This window comes from Odoribacter sp., from assembly GCF_985060555.1.
Genome location: NZ_CFKYFN010000110.1, coordinates 40,081 through 66,017, shown reverse-complemented (window position 1 = coordinate 66,017; position 25,937 = coordinate 40,081). Strand labels below are relative to the sequence as shown.

Annotated in this window: 18 protein-coding genes; 6 read left to right on the top strand and 12 right to left on the bottom strand. The window is 35.4% G+C overall.

The window, feature by feature from the left end; genetic code table 11:
- Positions 1-87: 87 nt before the first annotated feature.
- From AC5RDS_RS15415 to AC5RDS_RS15395, 5 genes are all read left to right on the top strand, one after another.
- Positions 88-714 carry a type IV toxin-antitoxin system AbiEi family antitoxin domain-containing protein gene (locus AC5RDS_RS15415; protein ID WP_122103768.1) on the top strand — a complete coding sequence of 209 codons (627 nt, stop codon included), beginning with the start codon at positions 88-90 and terminating at the stop codon, positions 712-714.
- Positions 711-1,538 carry a nucleotidyl transferase AbiEii/AbiGii toxin family protein gene (locus AC5RDS_RS15410; protein WP_270667113.1) on the top strand — a complete coding sequence of 276 codons (828 nt, stop codon included), beginning with the start codon at positions 711-713 and terminating at the stop codon, positions 1,536-1,538. The genes AC5RDS_RS15415 and AC5RDS_RS15410 overlap by 4 nt, the downstream gene beginning before the upstream one ends.
- Before the next feature lie 220 nt (positions 1,539-1,758).
- Positions 1,759-2,076: a helix-turn-helix domain-containing protein gene (locus tag AC5RDS_RS15405; RefSeq protein WP_122103766.1), complete on the top strand. Its 318-nt coding sequence runs from the start codon at positions 1,759-1,761 to the stop codon at positions 2,074-2,076.
- The gene (locus AC5RDS_RS15400) at positions 2,069-3,157 is read left to right on the top strand and encodes a type II toxin-antitoxin system HipA family toxin (RefSeq protein ID WP_122103765.1); all 1,089 of its coding nucleotides are present in this window, start codon (positions 2,069-2,071) and stop codon (positions 3,155-3,157) included. The genes AC5RDS_RS15405 and AC5RDS_RS15400 overlap by 8 nt, the downstream gene beginning before the upstream one ends.
- Positions 3,158-3,226: 69 nt before the next feature.
- The gene (locus AC5RDS_RS15395) at positions 3,227-5,518 is read left to right on the top strand and encodes a protein kinase domain-containing protein (RefSeq protein WP_122103764.1); all 2,292 of its coding nucleotides are present in this window, start codon (positions 3,227-3,229) and stop codon (positions 5,516-5,518) included.
- Between the two features lie 478 nt (positions 5,519-5,996).
- Here AC5RDS_RS15395 and AC5RDS_RS15390 read toward each other — a convergent pair whose 3' ends face one another.
- The 11 genes from AC5RDS_RS15390 to AC5RDS_RS15340 all read right to left on the bottom strand — a co-directional run bounded on the left by AC5RDS_RS15390 (position 5,997) and on the right by AC5RDS_RS15340 (position 24,282).
- Positions 5,997-6,767 (bottom strand): agmatine deiminase family protein, encoded by a 771-nt coding sequence (locus AC5RDS_RS15390; protein ID WP_494222401.1) that lies wholly within the window; start codon positions 6,765-6,767, stop codon positions 5,997-5,999.
- A gap of 114 nt (positions 6,768-6,881) precedes the next feature.
- On the bottom strand, positions 6,882-7,271 hold the full coding sequence (locus tag AC5RDS_RS15385; protein WP_122103762.1) for a hypothetical protein: 390 nt from the start codon (positions 7,269-7,271) through the stop codon (positions 6,882-6,884).
- Between the two features lie 172 nt (positions 7,272-7,443).
- A complete protein-coding gene (locus AC5RDS_RS15380) occupies positions 7,444-7,995 on the bottom strand; it encodes a hypothetical protein (protein WP_122103761.1) in 552 nt (183 codons plus the stop codon).
- A gap of 5 nt (positions 7,996-8,000) precedes the next feature.
- Positions 8,001-8,633: a hypothetical protein gene (locus tag AC5RDS_RS15375; protein WP_122103760.1), complete on the bottom strand. Its 633-nt coding sequence runs from the start codon at positions 8,631-8,633 to the stop codon at positions 8,001-8,003.
- The gene (locus AC5RDS_RS15370; RefSeq protein WP_122103759.1) at positions 8,630-9,292 is read right to left on the bottom strand and encodes a PP2C family protein-serine/threonine phosphatase; all 663 of its coding nucleotides are present in this window, start codon (positions 9,290-9,292) and stop codon (positions 8,630-8,632) included. Before AC5RDS_RS15370 ends, AC5RDS_RS15375 begins: the two co-directional genes overlap by 4 nt.
- A complete protein-coding gene (gene mads8, locus AC5RDS_RS15365; RefSeq protein ID WP_270667149.1) occupies positions 9,292-14,739 on the bottom strand; it encodes a methylation-associated defense system ATP-binding protein MAD8 in 5,448 nt (1,815 codons plus the stop codon). The genes AC5RDS_RS15370 and mads8 overlap by 1 nt, the downstream gene beginning before the upstream one ends.
- Positions 14,740-14,750: 11 nt before the next feature.
- The gene (gene mads7, locus AC5RDS_RS15360) at positions 14,751-16,322 is read right to left on the bottom strand and encodes a methylation-associated defense system protein MAD7 (protein WP_134820283.1); all 1,572 of its coding nucleotides are present in this window, start codon (positions 16,320-16,322) and stop codon (positions 14,751-14,753) included.
- 9 nt (positions 16,323-16,331) lie between these two features.
- On the bottom strand, positions 16,332-20,483 hold the full coding sequence (gene mads6, locus AC5RDS_RS15355) for a methylation-associated defense system protein kinase MAD6 (protein WP_122103756.1): 4,152 nt from the start codon (positions 20,481-20,483) through the stop codon (positions 16,332-16,334).
- Between the two features lie 45 nt (positions 20,484-20,528).
- Positions 20,529-21,965, bottom strand: a complete 1,437-nt coding sequence (gene mads5, locus AC5RDS_RS15350) for a methylation-associated defense system restriction endonuclease subunit S MAD5 (protein ID WP_122379504.1) — start codon at positions 21,963-21,965, stop codon at positions 20,529-20,531.
- Entirely contained in the window at positions 21,962-23,974 is a 2,013-nt protein-coding gene (mads2, locus tag AC5RDS_RS15345) for a methylation-associated defense system DNA methyltransferase MAD2 (protein ID WP_122103754.1), read from the bottom strand. The genes mads5 and mads2 overlap by 4 nt, the downstream gene beginning before the upstream one ends.
- A 104-nt stretch (positions 23,975-24,078) precedes the next feature.
- Positions 24,079-24,282, bottom strand: a complete 204-nt coding sequence (locus AC5RDS_RS15340; RefSeq protein WP_118037839.1) for a helix-turn-helix transcriptional regulator — start codon at positions 24,280-24,282, stop codon at positions 24,079-24,081.
- A gap of 219 nt (positions 24,283-24,501) precedes the next feature.
- Here AC5RDS_RS15340 and AC5RDS_RS15335 point away from each other — a divergent pair, with 219 nt between their 5' ends.
- Positions 24,502-25,368 carry a restriction endonuclease gene (locus tag AC5RDS_RS15335; RefSeq protein ID WP_122103752.1) on the top strand — a complete coding sequence of 289 codons (867 nt, stop codon included), beginning with the start codon at positions 24,502-24,504 and terminating at the stop codon, positions 25,366-25,368.
- A gap of 150 nt (positions 25,369-25,518) precedes the next feature.
- On the opposite strand, the gene AC5RDS_RS15330 is transcribed toward AC5RDS_RS15335, so the two are convergent.
- Entirely contained in the window at positions 25,519-25,923 is a 405-nt protein-coding gene (locus AC5RDS_RS15330) for a hypothetical protein (RefSeq protein WP_005650970.1), read from the bottom strand.
- Between the last annotated feature and the right edge of the window lie 14 nt (positions 25,924-25,937).

Genomic DNA, 25,937 nt, shown 5'->3' with positions numbered 1-25,937 from the left:
ATTTTAAGATTGCCTTAGTAGTAATAATTTGAACAGAAAAAGAAGTATTATTTCTTTTATTGTTCAAAATATCGCTATATTTGCAGTATGGACAGGCAATTAAATGAAATAGGAACTATTCCAGTAACGACTTCAATCATTGAATCGTTATATCCGGAACTTAAGTCTGCTAATAAGAAAGTAACCTGGCTCGAAAAGCAAGGGGTTATCATCAGACTTAAGCGAGGACTTTATGTGATAAATCCCGAATATTCAGGAAAGACTCTATCGAGTGAGTTGATTGCTAATCATCTCTATACACCTTCGTATATCTCCATGTCTACTGCATTGCGATATTATGGACTTATCCCCGAGGCTGTATATGTTCATCAATCAATGACTGTAAAACATCCCCGAAGCTTTCAAACTCCAGTCGGCAATTATGACTACAAATATATTTCAAGAAAGGCATTTCCAATAGGAGTAAGGAGTATAAATAAAGGTGACTATGCATTTCTTATTGCATCACCGGAAAAGGCTTTGTGTGATTTGATTGCCAATTCCTCAAAAGTCATTCTTCGTTATATGAAGGATGTAGAGATATATCTTGAGCAGGATATTCGTATGGATATGGATGAGTTTTATAATATGGACGCAACCATATTTGAAGATTATATAAAGGTTGGCAAAAAGGCTGATTCAATTTCAACACTATTAAAATTCTTAAGACGATGAAAAATGAAATATTCGACAATATGCTCTCCCGTTATGATCTAACAACGGAGCAGCATAAGAGAAACGCTATATTTGAAGTGAACCAACAAATGATACTTGCAGGTTTGTATGCCGGAGGCTTCTTTGAGTCGGCTGCGTTTTATGGCGGAACTTGTTTGAGAATCTTTCATGGCTTGCAGCGTTTCAGTGAGGATATGGATTTTTCATTGCTTGCGCAAGATGACAAGTTCGATTTTACGAAATATTTTCCTGCTGTCATTGATGCCTTTGCAATGGTAGGTCGTGAGGTTGAAATAAAGAAAAAAGACAAGAAGAATTTCGGAAAGGTCGAATCAGCATTCCTTAAGGATAATACCGATGTGTATGATGTGACTTTCCAGATGGAGAAGTCAATAAAGATAAAGATTGAAGTAGATACTTGTCCGCCGTTGAACTTCAAGACGGAACAAAAGCTATTGCTTCAGCCACATTCATTTATGACCCGTTGTTTCACACTTCCGGACCTGTTTGCAGGCAAGATGCACGCACTGGTCTATCGTGCATGGAAGAATAGGGTTAAAGGCCGTGATTGGTATGACTTTGAATGGTATGTACGCCATAATGTTCCGTTGGATTTTACTCATTTGGCAGAACGGTGCAAGCAGTTTAACAATGAGGATATTACTTCAGAGTTATTCAAGGAGAAACTTATTGAACGTCTCTCTACAGCTGATATAAAACAAGTGAAAGAAGATGTATTGCCTTTCGTTCGCAATCCAAAAGAACTTGATATTTGGTCAAATGATTATTTCGTACAGTTGGCAGGGATGGTAAGAATTGAATAATACAACATTAGGATTTACCCAAGAAATAAACTCTAAAGTACTTATAGCATCAGCATGCCCACACCTTATTCTTATTGACGAAAGCAATCCAAGTACGGTTATACTTATTCATAGTCTTATTATTTTGCAAAGTATTGTGGCAAAAGTTGGATAATCACAAGGAGTTTCACTATCTTTGTATGAATAATATTTTATTTGTTATACAAACAATTATTAGTTTATGAATAATATAATATCGTTTAATTTATCACCCCCGGATGATGTAGCGAAGCAAATTGCCGCTAGAGTAAAAGCACGGAGATTGGAGTTAAATCTAACTCAAGAAGGCATAGCTACAAGATCCGGCCTTAAGTTTGCTACTTACCGTAGGTTTGAGCAGACTGGAGAGATATCTTTAAAAGGTTTGCTTCAAATAGGATTTGCCTTAAATGCGTTATCCGAATTTGACGCTCTTTTTGCGCAAAAGCAATATCAATCCCTAGACGATGTATTAAACGAACAAAATGTTATCCGTAAAAGAGGTAAGAAAAATGAATAATATTAAGCAAATTGAAGTTATATATGATAATCGACCAGTCGGGCGCTTGGCATTGACTAAAGAGGGGTTATGCGCATTCGAGTATTCGGCAGAATGGCTTGGCTCAGGTTTTTCCATATCACCATTCGAATTACCCTTGCGAAGTGGTGTCTTTATAGCCAAACCTCGTCCATTTGAAGGAGGATTTGGTGTTTTCGATGACTGTTTACCTGATGGATGGGGCTTGCTTATTTTGGACAGGTATTTGCAACAAAAAGGTATCAATCCACGGACTTTAACTTTATTGGACCGCCTTGCATTGGTAGGCTCAACAGGACGTGGAGCATTGGAGTTCCGTCCAGATAATAGTGTTATTACAAGAAAGGATTATGTCGATTTCGAGAAGTTGGCACTGGAAGCAGAACAAATATTGGATAGTGATGATTATAGGGGCGAAGGTATTGAGGAGTTTCAAGATCGCGGTGGTTCACCTGGAGGTGCACGACCTAAAATCTTCGTTCGTTATGATAACAAGGAATGGCTGGTTAAGTTCCGTGCCAAGCGAGATCCGCACAATATAGGTATAGATGAATACAGTTATTCGCTTCTTGCCAAGCAATGCGGAATTGAAATGCCGGAAACAAAACTGTTTGAGGATAAATATTTTGGTGTGGAACGATTTGACCGGACACCAAATGGCAAGTTGCATGTAGTAAGCATGGCTGGCCTTATCGGAGCCGATTATCGTTTACCTAGTATTGATTATACACATATATTTCAGGTTTGCTCCATGCTGACGCATAGCGTAGCCGAATTGTGGAAGGTTTACCGACTGATGGTATTCAATTATCTGATAGGCAACAAGGATGATCATGCCAAGAATTTTGCCTTCATTTATCGTAAAGGGGATTGGCATTTTGCTCCAGCTTATGACTTGCTGCCTAGCGATGGCATCAATGGCTTTCGTACTACTTCAATTAATGATAAAATCGAGCCAACAAAAGAAGATCTGTTTGCTGTAGCGGTAAAAGCAGGCTTGAATGAGAAAGAAATATCATCTGATTTTGAAAAGATTAGAAATTTTATAGTATATAAATATTGAGGCTATTATCCAATATACAAATTATATAAATGATAATCTATAATTTAAACTATATTCAAATAAAATTAAATGAGTTCAAAAGGAAAAACAAATAAACAAAAAGAAAGCATTGAAACGAAATATAAGCTTGGCGAAATGATAGGTGAAGGCGGAAATGCAAAAGTATTTGCTGTTATTCCTTTAAATTCGCAAGAATTGCTAGCTTTAAAGTATTTGTCTGTACGAAGCGAAGAAAAAGAACAACGATTTCATGATGAGGTAAAGATAATGAAAGATAATGCTAGTATATCTGGAATAATGCCGATTCTTGATTTCAATTTAGATAATTATTGGTACGTTATGCCTATTGCTACTCCAATAATGAAATGGTCAAATGATATGCGGACTAAATGTACAGAAGATCCGTACAAAATAAATAAAATCGACTATTCTTCTTGGATAACTACTGTCATAAAAGGATTCATAGATCTAACAGAAACTTTAGGGAAACTTCATGATCTTGGAATACATCATCGTGATATTAAACCAGATAACATATATTATTATAAGGAACGACTTTGTTTTGGTGATTTTGGACTTGTGGAATTTCCTGACAATAATAATAATTTTACTCGTAATGATAAAGGATTAGGGGCAATCTTTACAATTGCTCCAGAAATGAAGCGCAATCCTAAGGGTGCAGATGGTTCTAAAGCAGATGTTTATTCATTGGCTAAAACGCTTTGGATGATTCTCTCCGATGATGAAAAAGGATTTGATGGGCAGTATTCATCAATAGATCATACTCATGGATTACGATTTTATGATCATTTAAAGAATGAATATCTTGTAGAAATCGAAGAATTACTTTACCAAGGAACAACAAATGACCCGAAAGCACGTCCTAATATAAAACAATTCGGGAACTACCTTTCACAATGGCTAAGTTCTTATAGTGATAGATTAAAAAAGGAATTGAATGAATGGAGGTTTGTCGCTAATCGTATTTTTAGAGATGATGTTCCAGTTAGAACAGAATACCAAGATCCTACAACAATTGTTAGAGTACTTAATGTCTTAGCATCTTCTTCTGCAATGAATCATATGCTATTGCCAGAAAGTGGAGGATTGGATTTTTCTTATGCAGATATTGCTCCAGAAGCAGGGTTTATATATATTTATACAAAAGGAGGTATTAATGTCATAAAGCCTAAAGCATTATATTTTGAATCATTCCAAGATTCGCGTTGGAATTATTTCTTCATTGAAGCAGAAAATGTAGAGCCAATTGATGGAGTTCCTGTATCAAGATTTGGTGATCAACTTCTTGTAGAAGATACTCCTGGACATTATGTTAAAGCTGATGATGCTGTATATGGTGTATATGATTATGATTCAGGGTTACCACTTCCTATAGATTACAAAATTGTAAACAGATTTACACAAGGAAAGTTCCTTATTGTAATGAAAATCAGTCCATACAATCATATACCTTCTACTTATGATGGGCGTCATGCTATGATGAGTAACGAAGAGTTGCGTAATTATTTTGAACGAATGCAAAAAGAAATAGCGTATGGTGTTTCAAAAGGTTACAAGGAGGAAGAAATATTGAATATGCATGAATTTGGTGATCATCCATATCCGGAAAGGCAACCAAATTTATGTTTACAGATAAATGTTGATGAGAAAAAATTACCTAAACCTGACGATTTTATAAAAGAGTCTTTTAAATTATGGGATTTTTCAGAATTTATACAAGAACAAAAAGAAAATGGAAATATTGCTTTCTGTTTTAAATTCAAATTTGGCTCTTATATTTCTTGGCTATATAATTTAGGATGGTATCTTTGCTCAGATGGAATGATTCGTGAAGGAAATGATGAGAGTATTGAAAAGTATCAGGTTTATGATAGAGATGTAGCTATTAGCATCGTTAATGACCTTAATGATTCAATTCAAAATAAATGTAAAGGATTTGACATATCGAATCTTAATATAAAATGTCATTTTGACATAGAGTTTTGTCTGATAGGTAAGCCGCATCATCTTTTTACGAAAGAAGAGATTGAAAATGAAATGAGGAATGCTGATGATAGACGAGGTAACCAACTCGTGATTGATGAAGATGGATATGCGCATGTCCTTCCTACCGATATTCGACATAATGGATCTCTTTATCCTGTATCTAACGAATCATGGGGGGCCTATAATAACTATGTAGGGAAATATTCTTCTCTCGATACTTTAGATGAAACTTATCGTGATATGTTGGCCTGTTGGCTTAAATATCTTAAGTCTGGTCATCACATACATTGTGATACCAATCAATGTGATAATAATATAGAAGATTTATTGTCTGAAATTATAAAATTGTATTAGAATCTTTAAATACATTTGTGTGTATAGCCGAGTAACCCAGCCATAAATGAAATTGGCCTATAGTGATTCTTTTTATTAAATAAAAACATTAGTGTCCGATAAACATATTCAATAGGCTGATTATCAGTATTGTTCTTATAGATAAGCCTCTTTATTAAAATTACTGATTAATTTTATGTATATCAATAAGTTATTGAGGGTTTGAAAAGTTTTATCGGACAGCAATAAAATAAAAATAAGTAATTAAACGCCATAAAATGAATTGGAAATGACAGACATTCCAATTATTAGCTTGTCCAAGACACTGTCAAAATTGTATTAAATCTCTTCGATACAATAAATGATATAACCGATAGCTCGTCATAAATGAAGACTGTTTATGGCGAGCTACTTTATTTATAAAAGGACGAAAGATAATTTTTGTGCTTAAATGGCACTATAAAATATTCTGGTAAATAATACTTTTTCCGTTTATTGTCTAAGATTTCTTTATATTCCATGTTATGCAATGTAATGCCCCACCATCTTTAGCAATAGCATTACAGTCTATTTGCCGTACTCGACAATAGGGGAACGCTGTTTGTACAAAACGTTTCGCCTGCTCATCTTCATTGATACCAAACTTCGGTAATATAATATTGTTACCGACTTGAAGGAAATTGATATATGCCCAATTTAAGTCATATCTGGGTTCTTGTACTGTAAATAACATCTCCGTTACTACATATCCGTTTTCTTCAAGAACCTTACGAATCAAAATGGCTTCCTCTTCATCAGAATCACGATGATTACCCATGAGAATATGATTCCCTCCACAATATTTTATAAAACCATCAGCATGTCCATAACCATCAGCTTCTTCATCATCTAACTCTCCAGTAGCGTGCCATGGTATAATAATTACCTTATGTCCGAAAATGTCTTCTAATTGTTTGTGAAAGTCTACATCATGTTTATCCGTGTTATTTTCTGCAAAAACTTTATCGGTCATAATCACATTATCCCCACATAGTACAACATTACCTCCATCAATTACTATGTCAGTCTCTTGATATTGTATGCCTAATTTTCGACACGCTTCCGCACAATCTGTTATGTATGACTTTCTCTTTTCAATTCGGACTAGGTAATCTGGAGCATATTGGTATTTTAAAAAAATATTTTCTTCTAATTGAATAGGCATGAAATCTCTTGCCCAAACATCTTTTGCATCATAGATTTTTCCATAAGGAATTTTCAATTCATCCATGACTGACATCAATTCATTGCAAAACGTACTATAGTTTTTCCAGAGACTCAACTTGTTCGATATGTAAACGAAATTAGTATCTTTATCTTGTATCATAATGTACATGTAATTGGTTTACAGCATATTAATACTATTTTTGAAGCATATATCATTGTAATGCGCTACTAATGATTCTTGGAGCATGGCAGCTAATTGGGTTTCTGAAAATTCGTCTAATCCATGGAATCCAGTAGAATATGGATCTTCACCTCTAAGGTACAAGAAATAGTATGCTAATGTATCCTTTAAGGATGTTATGGTGACAGGTGAACGATTTTCCATATATTTTTCAATTTCTGAAACAAGATCCAGACCATTAATAACTAATTCTGATAGAATTTCTAATTTCTCATCTACAGTCTTTTCGGCATATTCAAAACACAAATTGTCAAAGTACACTTTAGGCCGATAAACGAATATACTTCCGTCAGAGTCTCTAAAATTATCTAAATTGATTTTAACCATAATTTTAAGTGTGAAAGATGAAACGTTTTATAAGTCTTTCATAATTTTTGCATCTTCCTTTAAGAAACAGCAAAAGATGATGCTTCCTTTATATTTGCCCACTACTTGTTTTTTCAACGCATCTGTCATAACTCGTTATTTTTTCTTTTCCTCACTTGACAAGAAATAATACCTACTCTTTAATAACTTCCATCTCCAAAATTTCACCATTAGTACGATAGTTACCTATTTTGTCTCCTCTGTAGACAACTTTTGATTCGAGAATTTCTCCTCTTCTTAAATGTTCTACAAATAGAATGTCATCTGCTTTCAAACTACTGTTGGTTGCTTCAATTACTTTAAGAGCCTGAATCCCTTTAAATGTGATAACTTGAAATATAATCGTGCGATTCAAGTACTTAATCTTAATAGTAGAGCCTAAATGTAAATCTTGAACATATACTGTATCATCAGAATAATTCCACTCACTATCTAAACGAAAGGCTCCATACATGTCATTCCAACACTGAAACCCCATATACATTGCTATAGTATTCAATGTATATTCATTCGTTTTTCGGTCATCTACTATATATCCCATTAGCCGCTTAATAGTATTAACGCCTATGGTTCTATTTGTTGATGAAAATATTTTATCACATAAGATATCATAGTCCTTTGCCTTGTCAAAACATAGTCCTGACTTTTTCTTTATTGCATCAATTATCAGACTGTTTAGAATCATAATATCTACTTGATTTTAACTAATTTCTTTGTAAAATCTATTCGTTTCATATCTACTTCCATACTTGAACCGTAAACAAGATAAACGTTTTCTTCATCGATATCTTGTTTGATTAAATAGGCGTTTCTTACAAGATTACATGCAGGGAATTTATCAATGCTTGATAGTCCATATGAGCAGTCACCTTTTTTGATAAGCACTGCACCATTATGTATAGATTCTATACTTTCCCACATTGGCCATGTGTATCGTTCATCAATAGGCATCAAATTGCTTGTGTCAATTATTGTCAATCCAATAACTTGTTTGTGAAGATCGACATTCCTATAGCTGCGTTTAACGACTGCGAAAATCCTATCTTTGTCTTGAAATAAGTATGGTGCTGCATCGACATAACAATCTGACTCAAAACCGTCTTGGGTTGAGATATAACATTCTGGTAAGACTCCATCATACTTAAAACCAATCATAATTCCAGTGCTTTCGAACAAATATATTGTGTCAAAATAGCGGGAATGTATACCTGGCTGACTAACTTTTATGTATTCTCCCATGACGGTCAATGTTCGGCCTTGCCACATAGAATATTTCTCATCAAAATCATCTGTGGTTATGACTTTGTCACATTCAATTCTCATAACAATATGTATATAAATGAGTGATTGTCCATAAAACTATCATTTTTTTTCTCTATGTCAAGTTTATCCATGCGGATTGATTCTATTAAATAATCAATAGGATATTCATTATACATACCATCCGTACATATTAGAATTTCGTCCCCAAAGCATAATTCGAGGTTATCATGATCAACCTTGTCGTCAGCATTGCCCATGATAGAGCGTGTTATTATATGCTTGTACCGTTTTTTTTCGTCAAAAGAGAGTTCTCTTATACGACTTAATTCATTCAATAATGAGTGATCTTCTGTTTGATATAAAAGATGTTTATCCCTAAAGACATATACTCTTGAATCTCCAGCCCAAAAAATTGAAGCTTGTAAACCATTCAGGAATACAGCAGCAACAGTGCTCCCCATTTTGGAGACGCCTAAGTTCCTGCATTCTGTTTGAATATTTTTTGAAACCTCCTTAGTCACTTCATCTATAGACAGATTATTGACTAATCCATGAATATAACTTTCACATACTATCTTTGAGGCTATCTCTCCACAGTCATATCCACCTATACCATCTGCTACAATATGAATACTTTTATCATGATCGAACGACAATGATGCGAGACAGTCTTGATTTATTTCACGACATCCTATATTACTATATTTAATTATTTCCATTATACAGCTTTAATTGTATCACCTCCATGTTTGGTCACTCTTGGTCTTGTACTTATTTTCATAGGACGGCTCGTTACTCCTTTGTCGGTAGATTTAGTTGCCCATAAATAAGCTTCTCCTGGCATTAATGTAGCCATATCTGAAGATGATAATGTTTGTAGTTGGGTTATAGATTTTTGTACATGTTTAACCCATTGAGGGCTATTGAACTTGTGCATCAGCATTATCGACGAAAGTTCAATTATCTCTGTTGGTAGGCTCATTGGATCCTGGCTTGCTATCATCATTGACACTCCTTTATGTCTCATTTCTCGTATAGCAGTGACAATTGTACTTGTCAACTCCTTGTTGTCCATGTATTTATGAGCTTCATCAAAAACAATGAATTTATTGAATCTTATTCCTTGATATTCCTTAACACCAGCGAATATATTCAACATTATTACGAAAAGGCCAAGGGCATCATCTTTGTCAATAAACTCATCTCTCAAATCCACAATAATCAAGCGACCTGGACGGAGTAAAGACCCCAGTTTTCGACTATCATCAATATATTCTTCAGCAAAAGATAAACGTTGTTGTGCTAATGCTTTTTGTGAAGCAGAAAGCAATGGGGACGCATCAACACTCTGCTTTAAGCTATTAAGATTGAGATTTTTTCGGTTCGCTCTCATTATAGCACGAAGCTGATTTATATAAGTGGACTCATTTCCAACAGCTTTCAGTAGGAACATCCAATCTTGAACATTTAAGTCTGTAGAGTGGAATGCAATAGGATGAATTTCTATTGAAGGATACTCTTCCTGCCTTTCCTCTAATTTGTCAATAGGACAAAGCATAATGACATCATTAATATTATCAGGCTCTGCTCCATAAACATCCTTAAGCTTCTTCAACTGACCAGCTTCGTCATTCGGATAAATCATCGAGGTAAATTCAGGTGCATAATCCATACTTTCGCTGTAGTGGAAGATGACACTGGCCATAGGTGCAGGCAAGAGGTTTATATTGGGGAACTGCTTTAGGGTCATCTCCGTGATAGTTCCGATTGTATAGCTTTTACCTCCACCTTGAACACCAAAAAGACTTATCGTATTCGTCTCACTCAGATCAATAGCAATTTTCTTGTGACCATTAATACTTTCACCAAGAATACCATATTGTTCACTTCCGCTAGTCTTACCGATGAGAATATCGTAGACTGGTGCCTTATAATCAGCTATCTCTTCTTGTTTTGAAGTTGTTTTTGCATTATTGCATTGTTCTTTTTCGTTACTATCAGAATCTATTTTTTCTGAATCTGAAGGATTTACATTAACTATATTTTCTCCGAAGTTAGACTCATCCTTTACTTCCTCATGTTCTGAAGAATCAATAATATCTCCTTGTGATTTTTCAGAAGGCCCTACATTATCTGTCTCTTCAGATGGTAATTCTTCTTCGTGATGGCTCAATTTAAAGGATTCTTCGCGTATCAATCGATCAGATGTCTCAAAAGCTGTGCGAAAATCCTCATCAGCATTCATCATTTCCAAATCAATTGTCTTGACGGACATGTCTTTGTCGAGAATACGCTCAATCATAGGCTTTCCCATGATATAGTATAATATCTCGTTCATGTCATCTTTCCGTTGATATTCAGTACTACCAAATTGATATATTAATCCGAGCCTCTTGAATCTGATTGTGTAATTACCTTGAATCAAAGAAAGGATAAACTTCTCATATTCATCAGCTGTTTCTTCATTGAGATATTGATACCTTGCTGCACGTTTTGAATAAAATATGAGCAGAGACTGCAATTCAAGTGTCATCAGCTCCCGGTCCAGTCGATCTGGAGTTTGAAAATCAATGTCAAAACGTTTTCTTAGAGCTAAAATAGTGTTGTCTATTTGGTGACGCATTTTTTCCTGTAATGCTGAAAGTTCATCATCAGATAAGTTTTGACGACATTTGATTTCAATTACTGTGAAAACAATCTCTCTTTGATTTGTATGAAAATCAACTAACAGGTTATCTGCACGCTCGTGTGATTCTGCATCCATATCTCGGAATAACTCCTGGTGAAGGTCTATAGGAATTATAAATGAATCAGAAAGAAGGTCTTTTTTCCGTAACATTCGTTTCATCAAGGTTGTACCCAAGACTTCAAAAGCCTTGTTTCTGGTGCTTCCTAGTTGCATTATCATACTACTTGAAACAGAACGAATATCAGCTAAAAGTTCAAAAAAAGACTCTTTATCACTCAGGTTTATACCAAAGTTCTTAAAATAAGGCACTAATAATCCTTCTATTTCTGATGTCGGTCTACAAGTCAGGAATGATGATATACCATTTAACTCCACACTCGGAAGATAATCTAAAAGATACGGAGTTTCACCTTCTTTGCATGGAATATCATAGAATTCCGGTCCCATGTTTTTATCAAAAGTTATTACCCAGTCACTAATATCATGCACATATGACAGTAGGATGGAGTTTTTATCTTTGATGCTTAGCGTAAGCGATGGTACAGATACTTCATGATCTGTAGTCATAGAGTTTGCAACTATCCACTGAAGAGTTGAAAAAAGTTCCTGAGTTTCATTAGAAAAATTTGATACAGGATTTGCTAATGGTGCTTCAGAGATATATCTATGCCACATGTAACCCTTTTCCGCTTTTTCTACTTGAATTATCGGACGGGTGATAACGCCATTTAAGAAAAATGACTGTTGCCGTGTGTTTGAGCGTTTAAGCGATGCTTTTGTTGGAAATGGATTTACCAAGAAAGACAGATGAGCCGGATATTTATTAGGGTCATTGGTAAATTCATCCACGCTATTGACCGAAAAACGCAATTTTGGGAATAGCCTGTTATCATCTGGCTGAGAAAAATTCTCTGCTTCTTCTGATACTTGGGTATCCGGATTTAATAAGTCTCTTAATGCTTCTCCTTGCGGAAAGCGCTTATCATCGCAAAACATCCTGATTTCGTAATGAATATCAAAAGGTGTATTTGCGGTATCACGTTCAAGCATAACAAGGTTGTCAGCGAAAACAGCTGCATCTCCGGCATTGAATATATTGATAATAAGCTTGTTTGTATAAGGATGCTGTGTTATATACTTCCAAATCAGACGGTAAACCATCTGCTTGTTCACATCAGAATCTATACGATACTGAACACCAATATTAAGTAATTGGGACACATATGCTTTTAGCTGGCGAAATCCTGTCGAGAAGGTGTCATCACCAGACTGCTGAGGATTAACGTAGAATCCCCAACCAAAACATAGTTCACCAACATATTGGAGATAGTCCTCATTATGAATGTCGCGCATAACTAATGGAGCAACATCCTGAAGTAAATCTCCATAGAACAAGTTGTCCAGCTTCTTATACCAAACATCAGGCTTTCTGTAGCGAGAATCTTCTGCAGTTTTGGCTTCCCATTCTTCATATTGCTCATATATATTGACTAACCATCCCAGTCTGATAGGATGTAGAGGTGTCAGCAGTTTTGTATGAGCAATTCTGCCATCTGGCATCTCTATTTGAAGAGAAACAGTATCAATACTTTGTATGAGAACGGCTAATGACTGACTTATATTCTTTTCATTAAGAGATTTTAGCCATGCATGATATTCATGAATATACTCCTTTATGTCGCCGATGTGGTTGAATACTTCGTAAGTCTCAATTACTCCAGTTCTGTCTGGTGCTGAATTAAGAATGCTTTCAAATAAAGACACTCTTTTCTCAATAAGAGATTCAGGTATTTGTAAATCATCTATTTCTCTCAGAATTATTGATTTGAGGGTCTCATCTGTATAGTTATCTGATATTATAGCATCAATATAACACAGCTTTTTGCTGTTTTTTAGAATCGTCTCTTCCAATTCAAGAAGCTTGATTGAGAGTGGAATCTGATAGTTGTTGTTTGTATCATATCGTAATTGAAATGTTTTTATATGCGTTGCAAACTGCCAACTCTTATATTCATCGTCAGATGTTTTCCCTGATTTGTCATTTATTGCTTGTCTTTGAGGGGTAGTGAGTTCCTGTCCTTTTCGATTGAGTTCGATACGATAGCGGAAATAAGCTTGAAGTACATTATTTATTTTCATACGAGTACCTGTTTCTTCAGGCTCATCCGTAGCGTTTACGACTTGCAAGAAGAACGTATCACTGTCAGAGGTCAGCAGTCGTCTGGTCTGCTGTTGAAACTCTTCCTTACTTATATTACCGCTTGTTTTAACCTTTTCCCATTCATGTTGAATAGCTTCATCCCTAAACGCGTCTGATACATTCAGCTCAGTACCGTCATTGTTTTCTGCATATACATGGAAAAAATATGTTCCGTTCTCAAAGGCGTTATTCAGTGAGAATGTTATGTCACGATAATCCTTGTTATTTTCTGATATTTTTTTAGTTACAACATCAGTCTCTTTATAGAAGCCATCGCCATTCATGATGGCAATCTTTACTTTCTTTAATTCGGTATAAGCACTGGGCTTGGGGGAGAAGTAGATTCGTAGTTTGACTTTAGCTCCTTTACTTGGTTCCATTTTAAGTTTTATGTCTTCACCGTCAAGATGAAAGACTTTACCACCTAATTCTACTTTTGTTACATGTAGTACACCTAATTCTGTAATGTTCTTTAGATAGCTATACCAATTAGAAAAATTCAACTGAGGATAGTTCTCCAAAACTTGTGCGCATAAGTCCTTTCTGTTAATTAGTGAGTTGTTCTCACGCAAAAATTTTGCTACATCTTGTTGGATTGTTCCTGGTTTTACAGGAATTGAACTAATCCTATCTGCAATAGCCATTGAATAATCAGCCATTACAGATATACATTCATCGTTTTTGACAAGAAACTGAGGAATATACTCTTTTTTTGAAACTAAAGAGGAGTCAGGAAGCAAGTTTAGCAAATATAACCCGTTTCCAATTGCTTCGTCTGTTTCCCCATTTAAGATAACATACAGCAGGTATTTGATCTTATCCTGGAGTGTACAGTCAAGATCTTTTCCTGCATAATTTAATGCCTCTTTTATGGCTTGTTTGCCAGATAATTGTGTTTGAAGTTTCTTATATAGTATTTCATCAAAGTCTGAAATGCTTAACTCCCTAAAAGTAGCATTACCATAAGAGTCCTCAGCCGATGTTGAGCTATTAACAGGTATGAGTACTAAAATGGATTTTGTTAAATCATTCCGGAGTTCAATCAACTTTGTAGGTGTTATATACTCTGCTCCCGTCATATCGGGATCTTCTGTAAGTATATAGAATAGAGTTTCGGTGTTAAGCAGAGACAAACGAGCATACAAGTCACGTAATATGTCTAAAGACAGACTTGTGACTTTCATGCAATTACCTGGTTGTGCAAATTCTATGCTTTTGCCATATACCTCCATGAATATGTCAAGGATATGGTCGTAGTATGCTTTTATTATATTCATTGTTTCTTTTATTAATGGTTGAACTTATACCTCGGACGAATCTTCTGTAAAGAAGAAGCATCACTTAAATCCGTGTAGAAACCAATTTGCCGCAATTTGTTTTTGAGTGCGTTCATGTTTTCTTTAAATGCCAGATGTGTCTTAATGTCGGCGTCCTTAAATCGAGGTTCATCTGTGCCATCAATTATTAAACCATATCTGTCCCGTATTTCTTTTGCAAGTTGGCGAATACTTAGGGGTCTTGATTCTAATCCTCCTGAAGGAGTTTGGTCTATGACTAGCAATTGTACCAATACTTCTAATAATTTTGATCCAATAGCTCCACGTCTTCTATGTTTACGGCTTCTTCCATCTATGATGAATGCTGACGCTTCATTTTTCATAGAAGCTTTATCAATGAAATCTCGTGAATACCTTAATTGATACGCAGCACCAACTTTCATTAAACATTGTACATATTTATCAAGAGGAGTCTCTTCAAATTGAAGATATTCTTGCAGTTCCTTTACATTTTGTTCTGCTTCCTGCTGTTCTTCTGCCGTTTTTACATTAGCATAATATTTATTGAATATATTACGTAGATTGGCATTTATATCAGCGTTGATTTCAAGAGCTGGATTCTTTATCATTGAAAGAGCTGTTGCTACAGAAGCGTGAGGAGTCACTATTCGTCGCATAACTTTTATGGAATATGAGGCTTTGATATAATCAATTAACCCATTAAATGTTTTATCCATATCTGCACATGCTATAGGAGCAACGCCGCTTTCAAGCTTATCTGTCAAATCTACCACCTGACTCCAATCATCCATAACATCAACTGTTCCTTCCTTAACCATTTTAGGCAACAGGTATATGAGCTTTTGGAAATACAGAGACAGATGAAATCCAACTAGTATCCGCAGGTAGTCAATAAATACTGAACGTGGAATACTATGTTGATATGCTAAAAGACGCATTATGTCATCACAGAAAAGATTGGACTGCTTTTCTAATAGTGGTTTAATAACTATTTGAGACGATGATGCTTTTGTATCAATATCAATAAGTTTAATTAAATGAAGAATACCAGCAGTATCAACATCTAAAGTCGAATTATCCACCAATTTTCGGCTGGAATTGTCCCAACCGATTGAAAGATAATCTTTGAGAGCTTTCATGACTTCTGGACGCTGACTTAACATGATAAATAACTGATCTGCAGAATTATAATCTTTTGTGTGTTTAATGTTCCTAATTCTGTAGCTCTCCAAATGTAGTGGGCGCATAGATGCGACATTTTCTTTCGCCTTGCCACGATACACCATGTTCACAAGGCTACTTCTAAGCCAACTTTCAATAGCTTCTTGATTATCTGAATAGCCAGATACACAATGCTCCTTTTCTAAAATCATGAAATATTCCTTTAACGATCTAATGTCATGAAATTTTCCAGATTTTAACATTAGCTTGATACGTGCTCCATTATTACGCATGAGCATAAATAGATTTACTAAAACATTGTCAATTGTAATAGCTTTTACATCTGAAGCAAATATATATGGATCGCGGAAGGCTTTTTCTTCTTTGTCAATAATAGGCATTTGCATGGCTTATTCCTCCTCTTTTTTTAATGGGTCAACTATCAGTTGCATAGTTTTTCTATCTAAAGAAATCTTGTAATAAGATTTCTCATTGTTCGTCACAATGACCTCAGTGTAGGTTTCGCTAGCAAGTAAGTTCTTAAATACCTGCAACTCGATAAAACGACCTCTGAGATCGCTTAATGACGGACTAAATCCGTTCTTGATATAGTACAACATCTCATACAAATCAAGTGACACTGTAAGTTGAACAGAATGGTTCTTTTTGTACCTGAATATAAAATTATCATATTCGTGTTCAAGAAACTCTGTAAGGCGTTCATTTGTGTCTACCATCAAGTCAAAGTCTTCAAGCGGGAATCTTCGATAGCTCTTTCCACTTGGATCATTTACTCTTGAAGAAGATAGGAGCAGGTGTTGAGTTGAAATTCCTGGATTCCAACATCCTTCACTGCATGAGATGGCATAAGCCAAACGTTTCTTTTCAGCTAACCAGTTTGTATCATTACTGTTAAGAATCTCATAGAAATCTTTGATAGATTGATATGGCATTCGTTGCATGAAATCGACTTTTCCCTCAAAGTACTGATGTCTGATAAAGGTTTGATGGCGTATCTTTAAGAACTCTATCTCCTTAGGTGACATATCATAACTTGGCTTAATTGTTAGCAATGAATTGAATTCATCTAACAATGGTATCGTAGAACGAGAGGCAAAAGCCAAATAATCAAGTTCGTTTTTGTCACGATAATACAAATCTCTATCCTTATCTGGAATTGCAACATTTGCAATATCTGTTTCTCGCAACAATTTAATGATTCTATCCTCAGATCGTAAATGAGGGAAATAAGCACTTTCTGGTGCTGTTACATTAAAATATAACCTAAGCCACTCTTCAAGGCGTATCTGTTCGTATTCTTGCTGTAATACAGCCTTTGTATAAGTATCTGAAGCTTCTTCAAGTTTAGTTCTTATGTCTTCTTCTCTTTGAATGAGGGCTGGTATTTGGTCACAAGTATAATCGCGAGTCAGCATCCACGCTATCATGGAGCGCAAGTCTCGCATAGTAATGTGAACTTCACGTTTATAAACTATGGTTCTTACAATCCACTCGAGACGAGTGATAATTTCGTTTCCTACAGCAGAATCATTAAAAGAGCTAACGTTAAAGTTAATAAAACATTTGCTCGCTAATGGGCAAGTTCTACATTTGCTCCACAGATGAGGAGACGTCAAAGCCTTGATTTGTTTACGTAGTAATGAGTTGCCATTATCGTCCTTTGCTGTTACTGAACGTAGATTCAAATTGATAATCATTACGCCATCAGGAAGTTTGGCGATTCCACCTTTATAAAAGTATTCATCAATAGCATCATAGAGGAATTTATGTTCAGGAGATCCTTCAAGAAAGTCCATTAATCTACCTTCATTGATGGCAATAATACGGCCTTCTGGTGCTTGATTGAAATCGGCATTTAATCCTTCAAATGGTTTGAAAAAATCGGTTAGAACATCGCTGTTCTTCATATTCTTTTCATCCTGAGAACCATCATAATTAGTCTGATATACAATTCCATTCAAGAGAATACGGGCTCCATTATGAGTATCGTCAAAATACTTAATCTCATCGCTATATTGTTCTACCTGACGTATAAACGCTGTTTTACCATCACCGGCATTTCCTGTAATAATCAGAAGACGATATTTTCCTTCCTTAATTGCAGAAAGCAGGTCGGTATCTAACTTTGTCTTTGTATATGTCTCTTTGTCCAATATATTATTGCCTTTCCATCCTGCACGTGTTCCAGCATTCCCTCCTTGGCTTTGGCTATAAAGGCTATTGATATAATCAACTATTCGCAGCTCTTGTCCGTTATAGTCAAGGACAGAGACTTCTGTTTTCTTCGCTATTCCAGATTCTCCAATAGCCTCTAAAGACTCCAACATCTCTTTTGCTGTCTTGAAGCGATTTTCATGTCGTGTATTGATTGCCTTCATGACGAATGCTCCAAAGTCTGGGCTTATTAAAGAATTTAACGACATAATATCTGTTGGCACCTTATCTAAAATAGGTATTCTTTTGCCGGGCCAAGGATAGCTGTGTGTCAATAACTCATATAATGTTATGCCCAACGCAAATGTATCTGCACTATCTTCCCATTGCATGGTCTGCCCATTCATTAAATCAGGGGCTAAATACGGCCATGTTCCAACTTTGTCAAGATCATGAACATTACTTGTAGCGATATTGAAGTCGATAAGAACAAACTTTCCACTTTTCTCAAAGATAATGTTCTCAGGCTTGATGTCACGATGCCTGAGTTTCCTGGCATGAAGATACACGAGAGCTGAAGCCATCTCATGAATAAACTTATATATTATAGGAAGAGTAAAATACTTATCTCCAAGGCAGTATTCTCTTATATCCTTACCATTGATGAACTCCATTAAGGTGTAGAATAATCCACCGTAGGTTGTACCATTAAATTTAAAACGGACAATATTCGTATGATTAACATCCTTTAGTGCGTTAAATTCATCTATTGTAGATTGTGGACTAACTCCTTCCTTGAATATTTTGACAGCAAACATTGCTCCGGGCTGAAGAGTATGGATAGCTTGAAAGACCTTTGAGAATCCACCTTCACCCAACTCCTTGTATAGTGATATTTCAGGAGTTATCATATCTCCATTTTTCAATTCACTCCAGTCTTTGGCTTCAGGATGTTTTTCCTGTTGACCGTATTTCTTCTCAATAGCCTCTTCAAAAATATAGTCACAGATTTCCTCAATATTAGACCATCGATGGCTTGCATCTTCTACTATAATTCTATTACATACAATGTCAACCCAAGGATCTACATTAGGGTTTCGTTTGCTCGGCATCATGTCTTCAGTTAATGAGCCTCCCTTTGCTTTAAGTTGCAAGTAATTTGAGAACGGTAATTCGCCAACCATAAGCTCATAGACAATAACTCCAAAAGAGTAAACATCTGAAGATGGCGAATAATCTCCAATGAGTACATCCTCTGATGTATATGGATCACGATCGAACGCATCCATACTTAAAGATATATTTTGTTTGTCAGGCTCATGCAGCACATTATATGATAGGCCAAAATTGGCTAAAGCAGCATGTCTATCAACTTGAATATAAATATTCTCAGGACACACATTACGATGAATGATACCATTTTCATGAGCCAAAACAAGAGCTTTACCCAAGTCGAGGATAATCATAACTTTATCTTTATCTGTAAAAGTATTCCTTTGCATGGCACTGCGCAATGAATGTTCTTCCAGATAATCGGTAATAACATAGTAATGATTCCCGTCTTCACTAGTTTGGCAACGGCTTTTGATGATAAGAGGAGAGGCCGGTAATAACTCTTCACTCATCTCAGCGTTATGCACCAACTTATTGTGCCTATCGAGTTGCATAGGTGACAAGCCCTCTTTATCAAGAGCATAATCACGAACTTTATGCTTTTTATCCTGTAAAAACTTGCTATGACACAAATACTCTACATAGTCATCATTTGCTTCTAATATTTCATCAATAATATAATTGCAGACCTCTGTCTTTTTCTTCTTTTTGGACTCACTGCTACCGACAAGATATTCCATAATCGGTAATTGAAGATGGCTGATAGCATTTGCAGACTTATGAAGGCGGTCATGATCCATCAAATAGTCCACAAGTTCTTCATTTAAGAGAAATGTTTTGTTATCGCAATACGAGCCACTTTCAAAACCTGATTTGTTTTGTCCAAGAGAACTAAGGGTTACAATAGCATCCACCCAAGCCAAACCAAAGCGATGATCTTTCTTTTTTAGATAGCTGGCTAATAATTTACTTTTGAAAGTAGCTGATTTTATTGGATTGGGCTTCTCTGTATCATTTATAAACCATGAAGTATCATTTGCTTCTATTCGTCCTTTATAGTCTTTATTTTCTATGGCGTAGATAGCATGAGGAGCTATGACTATACAGTCATATTCCCAATATTGAACTGCACCCTGTGCATTCATACTCGGATATTCTCCATTTGGAACCAGATAAAAATTATCAGGTAGCTTTAGCTCCAAGAACTTAAGGAGTCTTTCTTCTCCTGCATTGACAGGACCTCCAGAAAATTTGGGTATATATATTTTTGCCATATATTATTCAATACTTTAAATTTCCTATTACTTCTTAATAAACAATTACAACCCAATATCATGTTTGTTATTTTCTTTGTTCCTATTTTCTATCTCACATTCTATCATTGAAATTGCTTCTTTTTCATTGTTGTTTGCAATATGCTGTTTGGTGTGTGCATCTCTTACCATTTCATCAATTTCATACATATCTTTGAAGTCTAAAATAGGTACTGGAATTTGTAAAACTAAGCTAGGTATGGGTCTGCACAATTTTGTACCTGTTTGAGTATTTCGAAGTAATCTAAATCCGTAGTCTGATGAAAGCCATGCGAAAAGATAACCGGATGGTACTTCTTCTGTTGTTTTCATTCTTATAAATTCACCAGACACAAGTTGCCCGACTAAATCTTCATTTGCAAAAATGGTTCGACAAAAAGTTTCATTCTCTCCAAGGGTTCCAACTCCTGCAATTAAGACCTCTCCATATTCAACTAAATTAGATAGATTTACATTACGTTTGGAAATATATTTCCCTTTTATAACTGTATCAAATATATCAGATTGATTAATTAGCATGACACCATATCCTTTTTTCGTTTCAACTCGTGGAAACGATCCAGTAGAAAAAGTTTTTCCACCTAAAAGGATCTCATATAATGGTTTTGTATTACACTTTAGAAGAGTTTTGATATTTCTTATCCGCTCTGAATGATTAAATGCATTTATTGTTGTCGTATCAATATCTTTACGTTTACGGACAAAGCAAGAGACTTCTCGGTAATAAGGGTGTGGCCCAAAGTAATCATAATCATCTGGACTCAAGTCCCTAAGATGTACTTTTTCTTTGAGTATTTTTCTCGCTTTTGTCAGTATCTCTGCAGCCTCTTCTCTTAAAGTAGATGCGTTTTGAATTAAATCATCCACCTTATTTTGAAATGCTTTAGGAAATTTGGGGATAGGTAATGATGCAACAAAATCAGGTTCTATGTGTTGTATTACAGCACCAAAAGTTCCTTGAGTTAAAAGAGAATGACCATATTGAGAAGCTAGATATGCGTATACCAGACCGCTTTTGAGGATGTTATTCGGATTAATCCGAATAACATCCTCAGAAGCTAACTTCTGAGCATGTTTTGCATTTGTAAATGCACAGTTTCCTATCGTTCCTGATCTTGATATTAATATCCATCCTTTTCGAAGGGTCATCTGCTCTATACATGGTGTGTATTGCTTTGATGCTAATTTCACATTCTCTAAATTCGCTCGTAAAATGTCAGAACTACTTAAAAATGGAATCCCATGTTCAGGTTTTGTAACATATATACGTTTTGCCCGATTACCATAAAAAATATTTATAGAAACATCTTTTATAGTGAATATTCCATAAGGAGATGATTCTACCTTTCGTCTTGCAGTTAATCCGTCTGATAAATAAAAGCTTGCGTCGAACCTTAACCCTTTTTGACGACTCATTGAATAGTTTATTACACTTGTTTTCATGCTTGCCCCTCTAAAAATTTTTTATAAGCCATACTTATCTTAGGCAGATCATCATCTACATGTTTTACACGTTCTGTACGGTGTCGTGCGATAAGTTCTCCATTATGATTATAACTGGCCCATTCTTTCTTTTCTACAAAAAGGAGTTCTGCACCATCATCGTCTCGTTCATAAATGACATTGCCTCTACGGTCTTTCCCAACCTTTTCTGCAATTGCCATAAACACGTCATAAATTTCGCTGTTTGGATCAACCAAGCGTTCCAATGCCGTTTTCTTCTGAAGGAAAAGTAACGAGGCTTGCACTCCGACTTGTGGAAGAAATGTCTCTACAGGCAAGTCGATGCTTGCAAGTAGCTTGAAATGTTCTAATATCCATTTACGGACAGGTTCTGTATTTGGATTACCAAGTATTCCATCTGGCAATACGATTCCCATTTTTCCTCCTGGTTTCAAGAAATTGTAGCACTGTTCAATGAATAGAACTTCAGGCGCAGTGAAAGCTTTCAGTTCATAATTCTCTGATATAGTAGAAGCAACCTCGACTTTAGAGCCAAATGGAGGATTTGTGAAAATACAATCAAATTTACCCATCGCATTTTCTAATGAGTAAGCGCTATCACAATCTTTTATATCGCCTTTGTGTTTTACACTATTAGCGACAGATTCGCTGACTCTATCTACATCAGGAAGAGTACCATTAGGATATTCAAGTGAATTAATATTATATATATTTGAATGACCGTCACCAGCCATTACCATATTCATTTTAGCTGCTTTCTTTAAGTCTGGATCGAAATCAAACCCAAAAATCATATTCTCAGCATACTCCTTGACTTTTGCATTTACTGTATCAGAATTAGCCTTTGCTTCAAGTAATGCACCATCTAATTCTGGAAACATATTCTTGGTTATCTGTTTGCGGACATGATCAAGTACCATAACAATGAAACCTCCAGACCCACATGCTGGATCAAGTACACGAGAATTAATGGTAGGATTAATAATCTCCACCATACACTTTATTACGTTTCGAGGAGTAAAGAACTGACCTGCCTCTTGTTTTAGCGTGTTGCTGACAATAGTCTCATATGCAGTACCCTTGACATCAACTGTAGCATCCAAAAAGGAGTATTTTGCGATTTCAGACGCAACATAAGCTACTCCATAATCAGATAATGAAATCTGTTCATTTCCAGCAAATACCTCCTTAAATATTGCATCGGTTTTCAACTGTTCAAAGATAGATTTTATACGCTTTGCCACAGCCTTTTGACCTTCTACAGTATTCCTCTCCTTTACACCAACCCAGAATTGGCGATGATACGATTCATTACGTTCTGCACAAAGGTATCTGCGCTTTTCATCATAAATCTTACAGAAGATCAGATTTAGAAGTTCCCAAAAAGCATCCTTCTTTCTTCCTTCATTTCCGTATATATAATCATGGCAACGTTTGAATGTTCTGATTAACGAATCGTTAGCAGGCTTACGAGGTTGTGAACGATCACCTCTACGTTCCATATCTTCAATGGATTCGTCGACTCCTGGAAAGTCTGCAATATCAACAATCTTCTCATTGCCGACTGCGTCTTCTATTCTTTGACTGAAATGAAGCTCATCTCCATTAGTCCATAATCCAAAATCACAGGAAGATGCACGTAGAGCATAATTCAATGTGCTTTCAACACCTTTCTTGGAATCGGCAGCTTTCACTTTGGTATCGCAAACGATACAAATGCGTTCAAGATTTTCAAGTTCTTTGGCAGAGCCTGCACGGAATATGGCAAGATCGACTGTGACACGTTTACGTTTATCTTCATCATCTTGGAAAGAAAATGTAAAATCACGTTTCATGTCAGACATTTCAAATCCATATTCCTCATTCATTTGAAGGATTACAGATTGAAGCATCAGTTCCTTAGTATTTGCTTTTTTCTTATTTCCAGTTAGGACGCAGATCAGTTCATCATCATTTAGAACGATCTCATCTTTTATTTCTTCCGCCATATTGGTTATTTCTTTTGAAATTAGTAAAAGTAGTATGTTCTTTTGAATTCGGATGAATTATTGCTCATCCATGTTAGTCCATCTGTTTGGTTGTCTAAAACCAATTATTTCATTCTTAGAAGTTCATTAACATCCACTTCTAGACATTTTGCAATCTCCATGAGATTCTCCAAGTTAGGTTGAGCAGAATTAGTACACCATTTTGAGACAGTAGCTGGATCTTTGCCGAGTTTTTCTGCAAGCCACTTATTTGTCCGTTTCTTCTCTGCAAGCACCACTTTTAATCGATTCAAATCTTTATTTTCCATAATGCCATGATTATATGCTACAAAACTAATGTTTTTCTTGCAATCTCATTTCTAATTTAGAAAGAATATTGCTTATCATACAAGAAAATGTTGTTTTAGTCAATAAATCATATACAATGTAATTTTCAAATTCTATTTTAACTAATTGTGTATTTAGACAATATTGATTAAGATAAATTGTTTACTTTTGAAGTATAGACAATCTTAAAATTGATTTTTATGAATGATAATATTGAATATGAGAAATTTACTCAAGAGATTTATAATGAGATTTTGAAAAATTTGTATGTAAAGAATATAGATGTTAAGCATAATGTGAAATTGACTGGAAAGTCAGGCCAGAAGCATCAAATAGATGTGTACTGGGAATATCAATATGATAATACCACATTTAAGATTGTAATAGAGTGTAAGAATTATAACCACACAGTATCTATTGGTAAAGTGAGAGACTTTTTTGGTGTCCTCTATGATTTAGAAAATGTAAAAGGCATAATGGTTACTAAAAAGGGGTATCAAGAAGGTGCAAAGAAATTTGGTGCGCATTACGGGATTGATTTAATGGAATTAAGGGAACCAGAAGAGGGAGAGGCTATTGTTGCTGAAACCACATTAACTATTGATAGTTCTATTAGACATAGACTGTTTCTTATTGATGAAGATTGGGCTAAAGAACATGATTTTAATATCCAATTATATAAGAAACGACTGGACTGTTTGAGTTTTTCGCCTAGTAGCAACAAATGGATTAATGCAACCCATATTCCTTTAACAACTAAAGAAAATAAGATTAGAAATGCAAAAGATGAGATTATTGCAGATATACAGAAATTAGAAGAAGAATTACCTGAAAATTGTCAACAAAATAAAGACTATGTATTTCCATTTGACGATGCTTTTATAAAAACAGATTGCGGAAATATCAAGATTAAAGAAATCAAGTTTGAATATGAGAATCATACAGAAACAAAACAGATTAAAATTGATGCGCAAAACATAACCAAGGCAATACTTAAAAATACGATTAGTAAGGAGGTACAGTTAATAGGGAAAACATATATGGACTATAAGTCCCCAATGAAGTAGTTTGTTCTTTATTTTGTGTAAAGTTATTTATGAAAATTCGGACTGAATAATATCGAATAACAACGATATTTTATCCCTCTATTAACGATAAGTAATGGTGATACAAAATAAAAGGAGAGGATTTCCCTCTCCTCCATAAAGAAATCCACGTTACACCTCCAATTCCTTCAACGGCAATCCATAATTATATTGTCTGAAAAATCCTCTGTGGATAAGTTTCAGGCCAAGGGTCTGATAATACTTGTAGTCATCATCCTCGGTGCAGAGGTATTTGTAACCATAGCGTGGGGCGTATTCTTTGAAGAAGCGAGCAAGGTCTTTCAGGTTTTCCTGCTGGTTTCGTTTGAAGTTGCTGCGTACAATGATTATGCTCCAGTCGGGGTAGTGACCTACGCCACAACTGTATTCCCAGAAACGGATGTATAAATCCATTTCGCCTACATGAACAGAAACACAAATGCCGTTGGCGTTATGCATGACGGAACAGCAATTTCTGTAACCAAATCTCTCACACAAATAGAGATTGAAATCGTAAATAAAATCGGAATAGTTCATAATAATTTGAATTT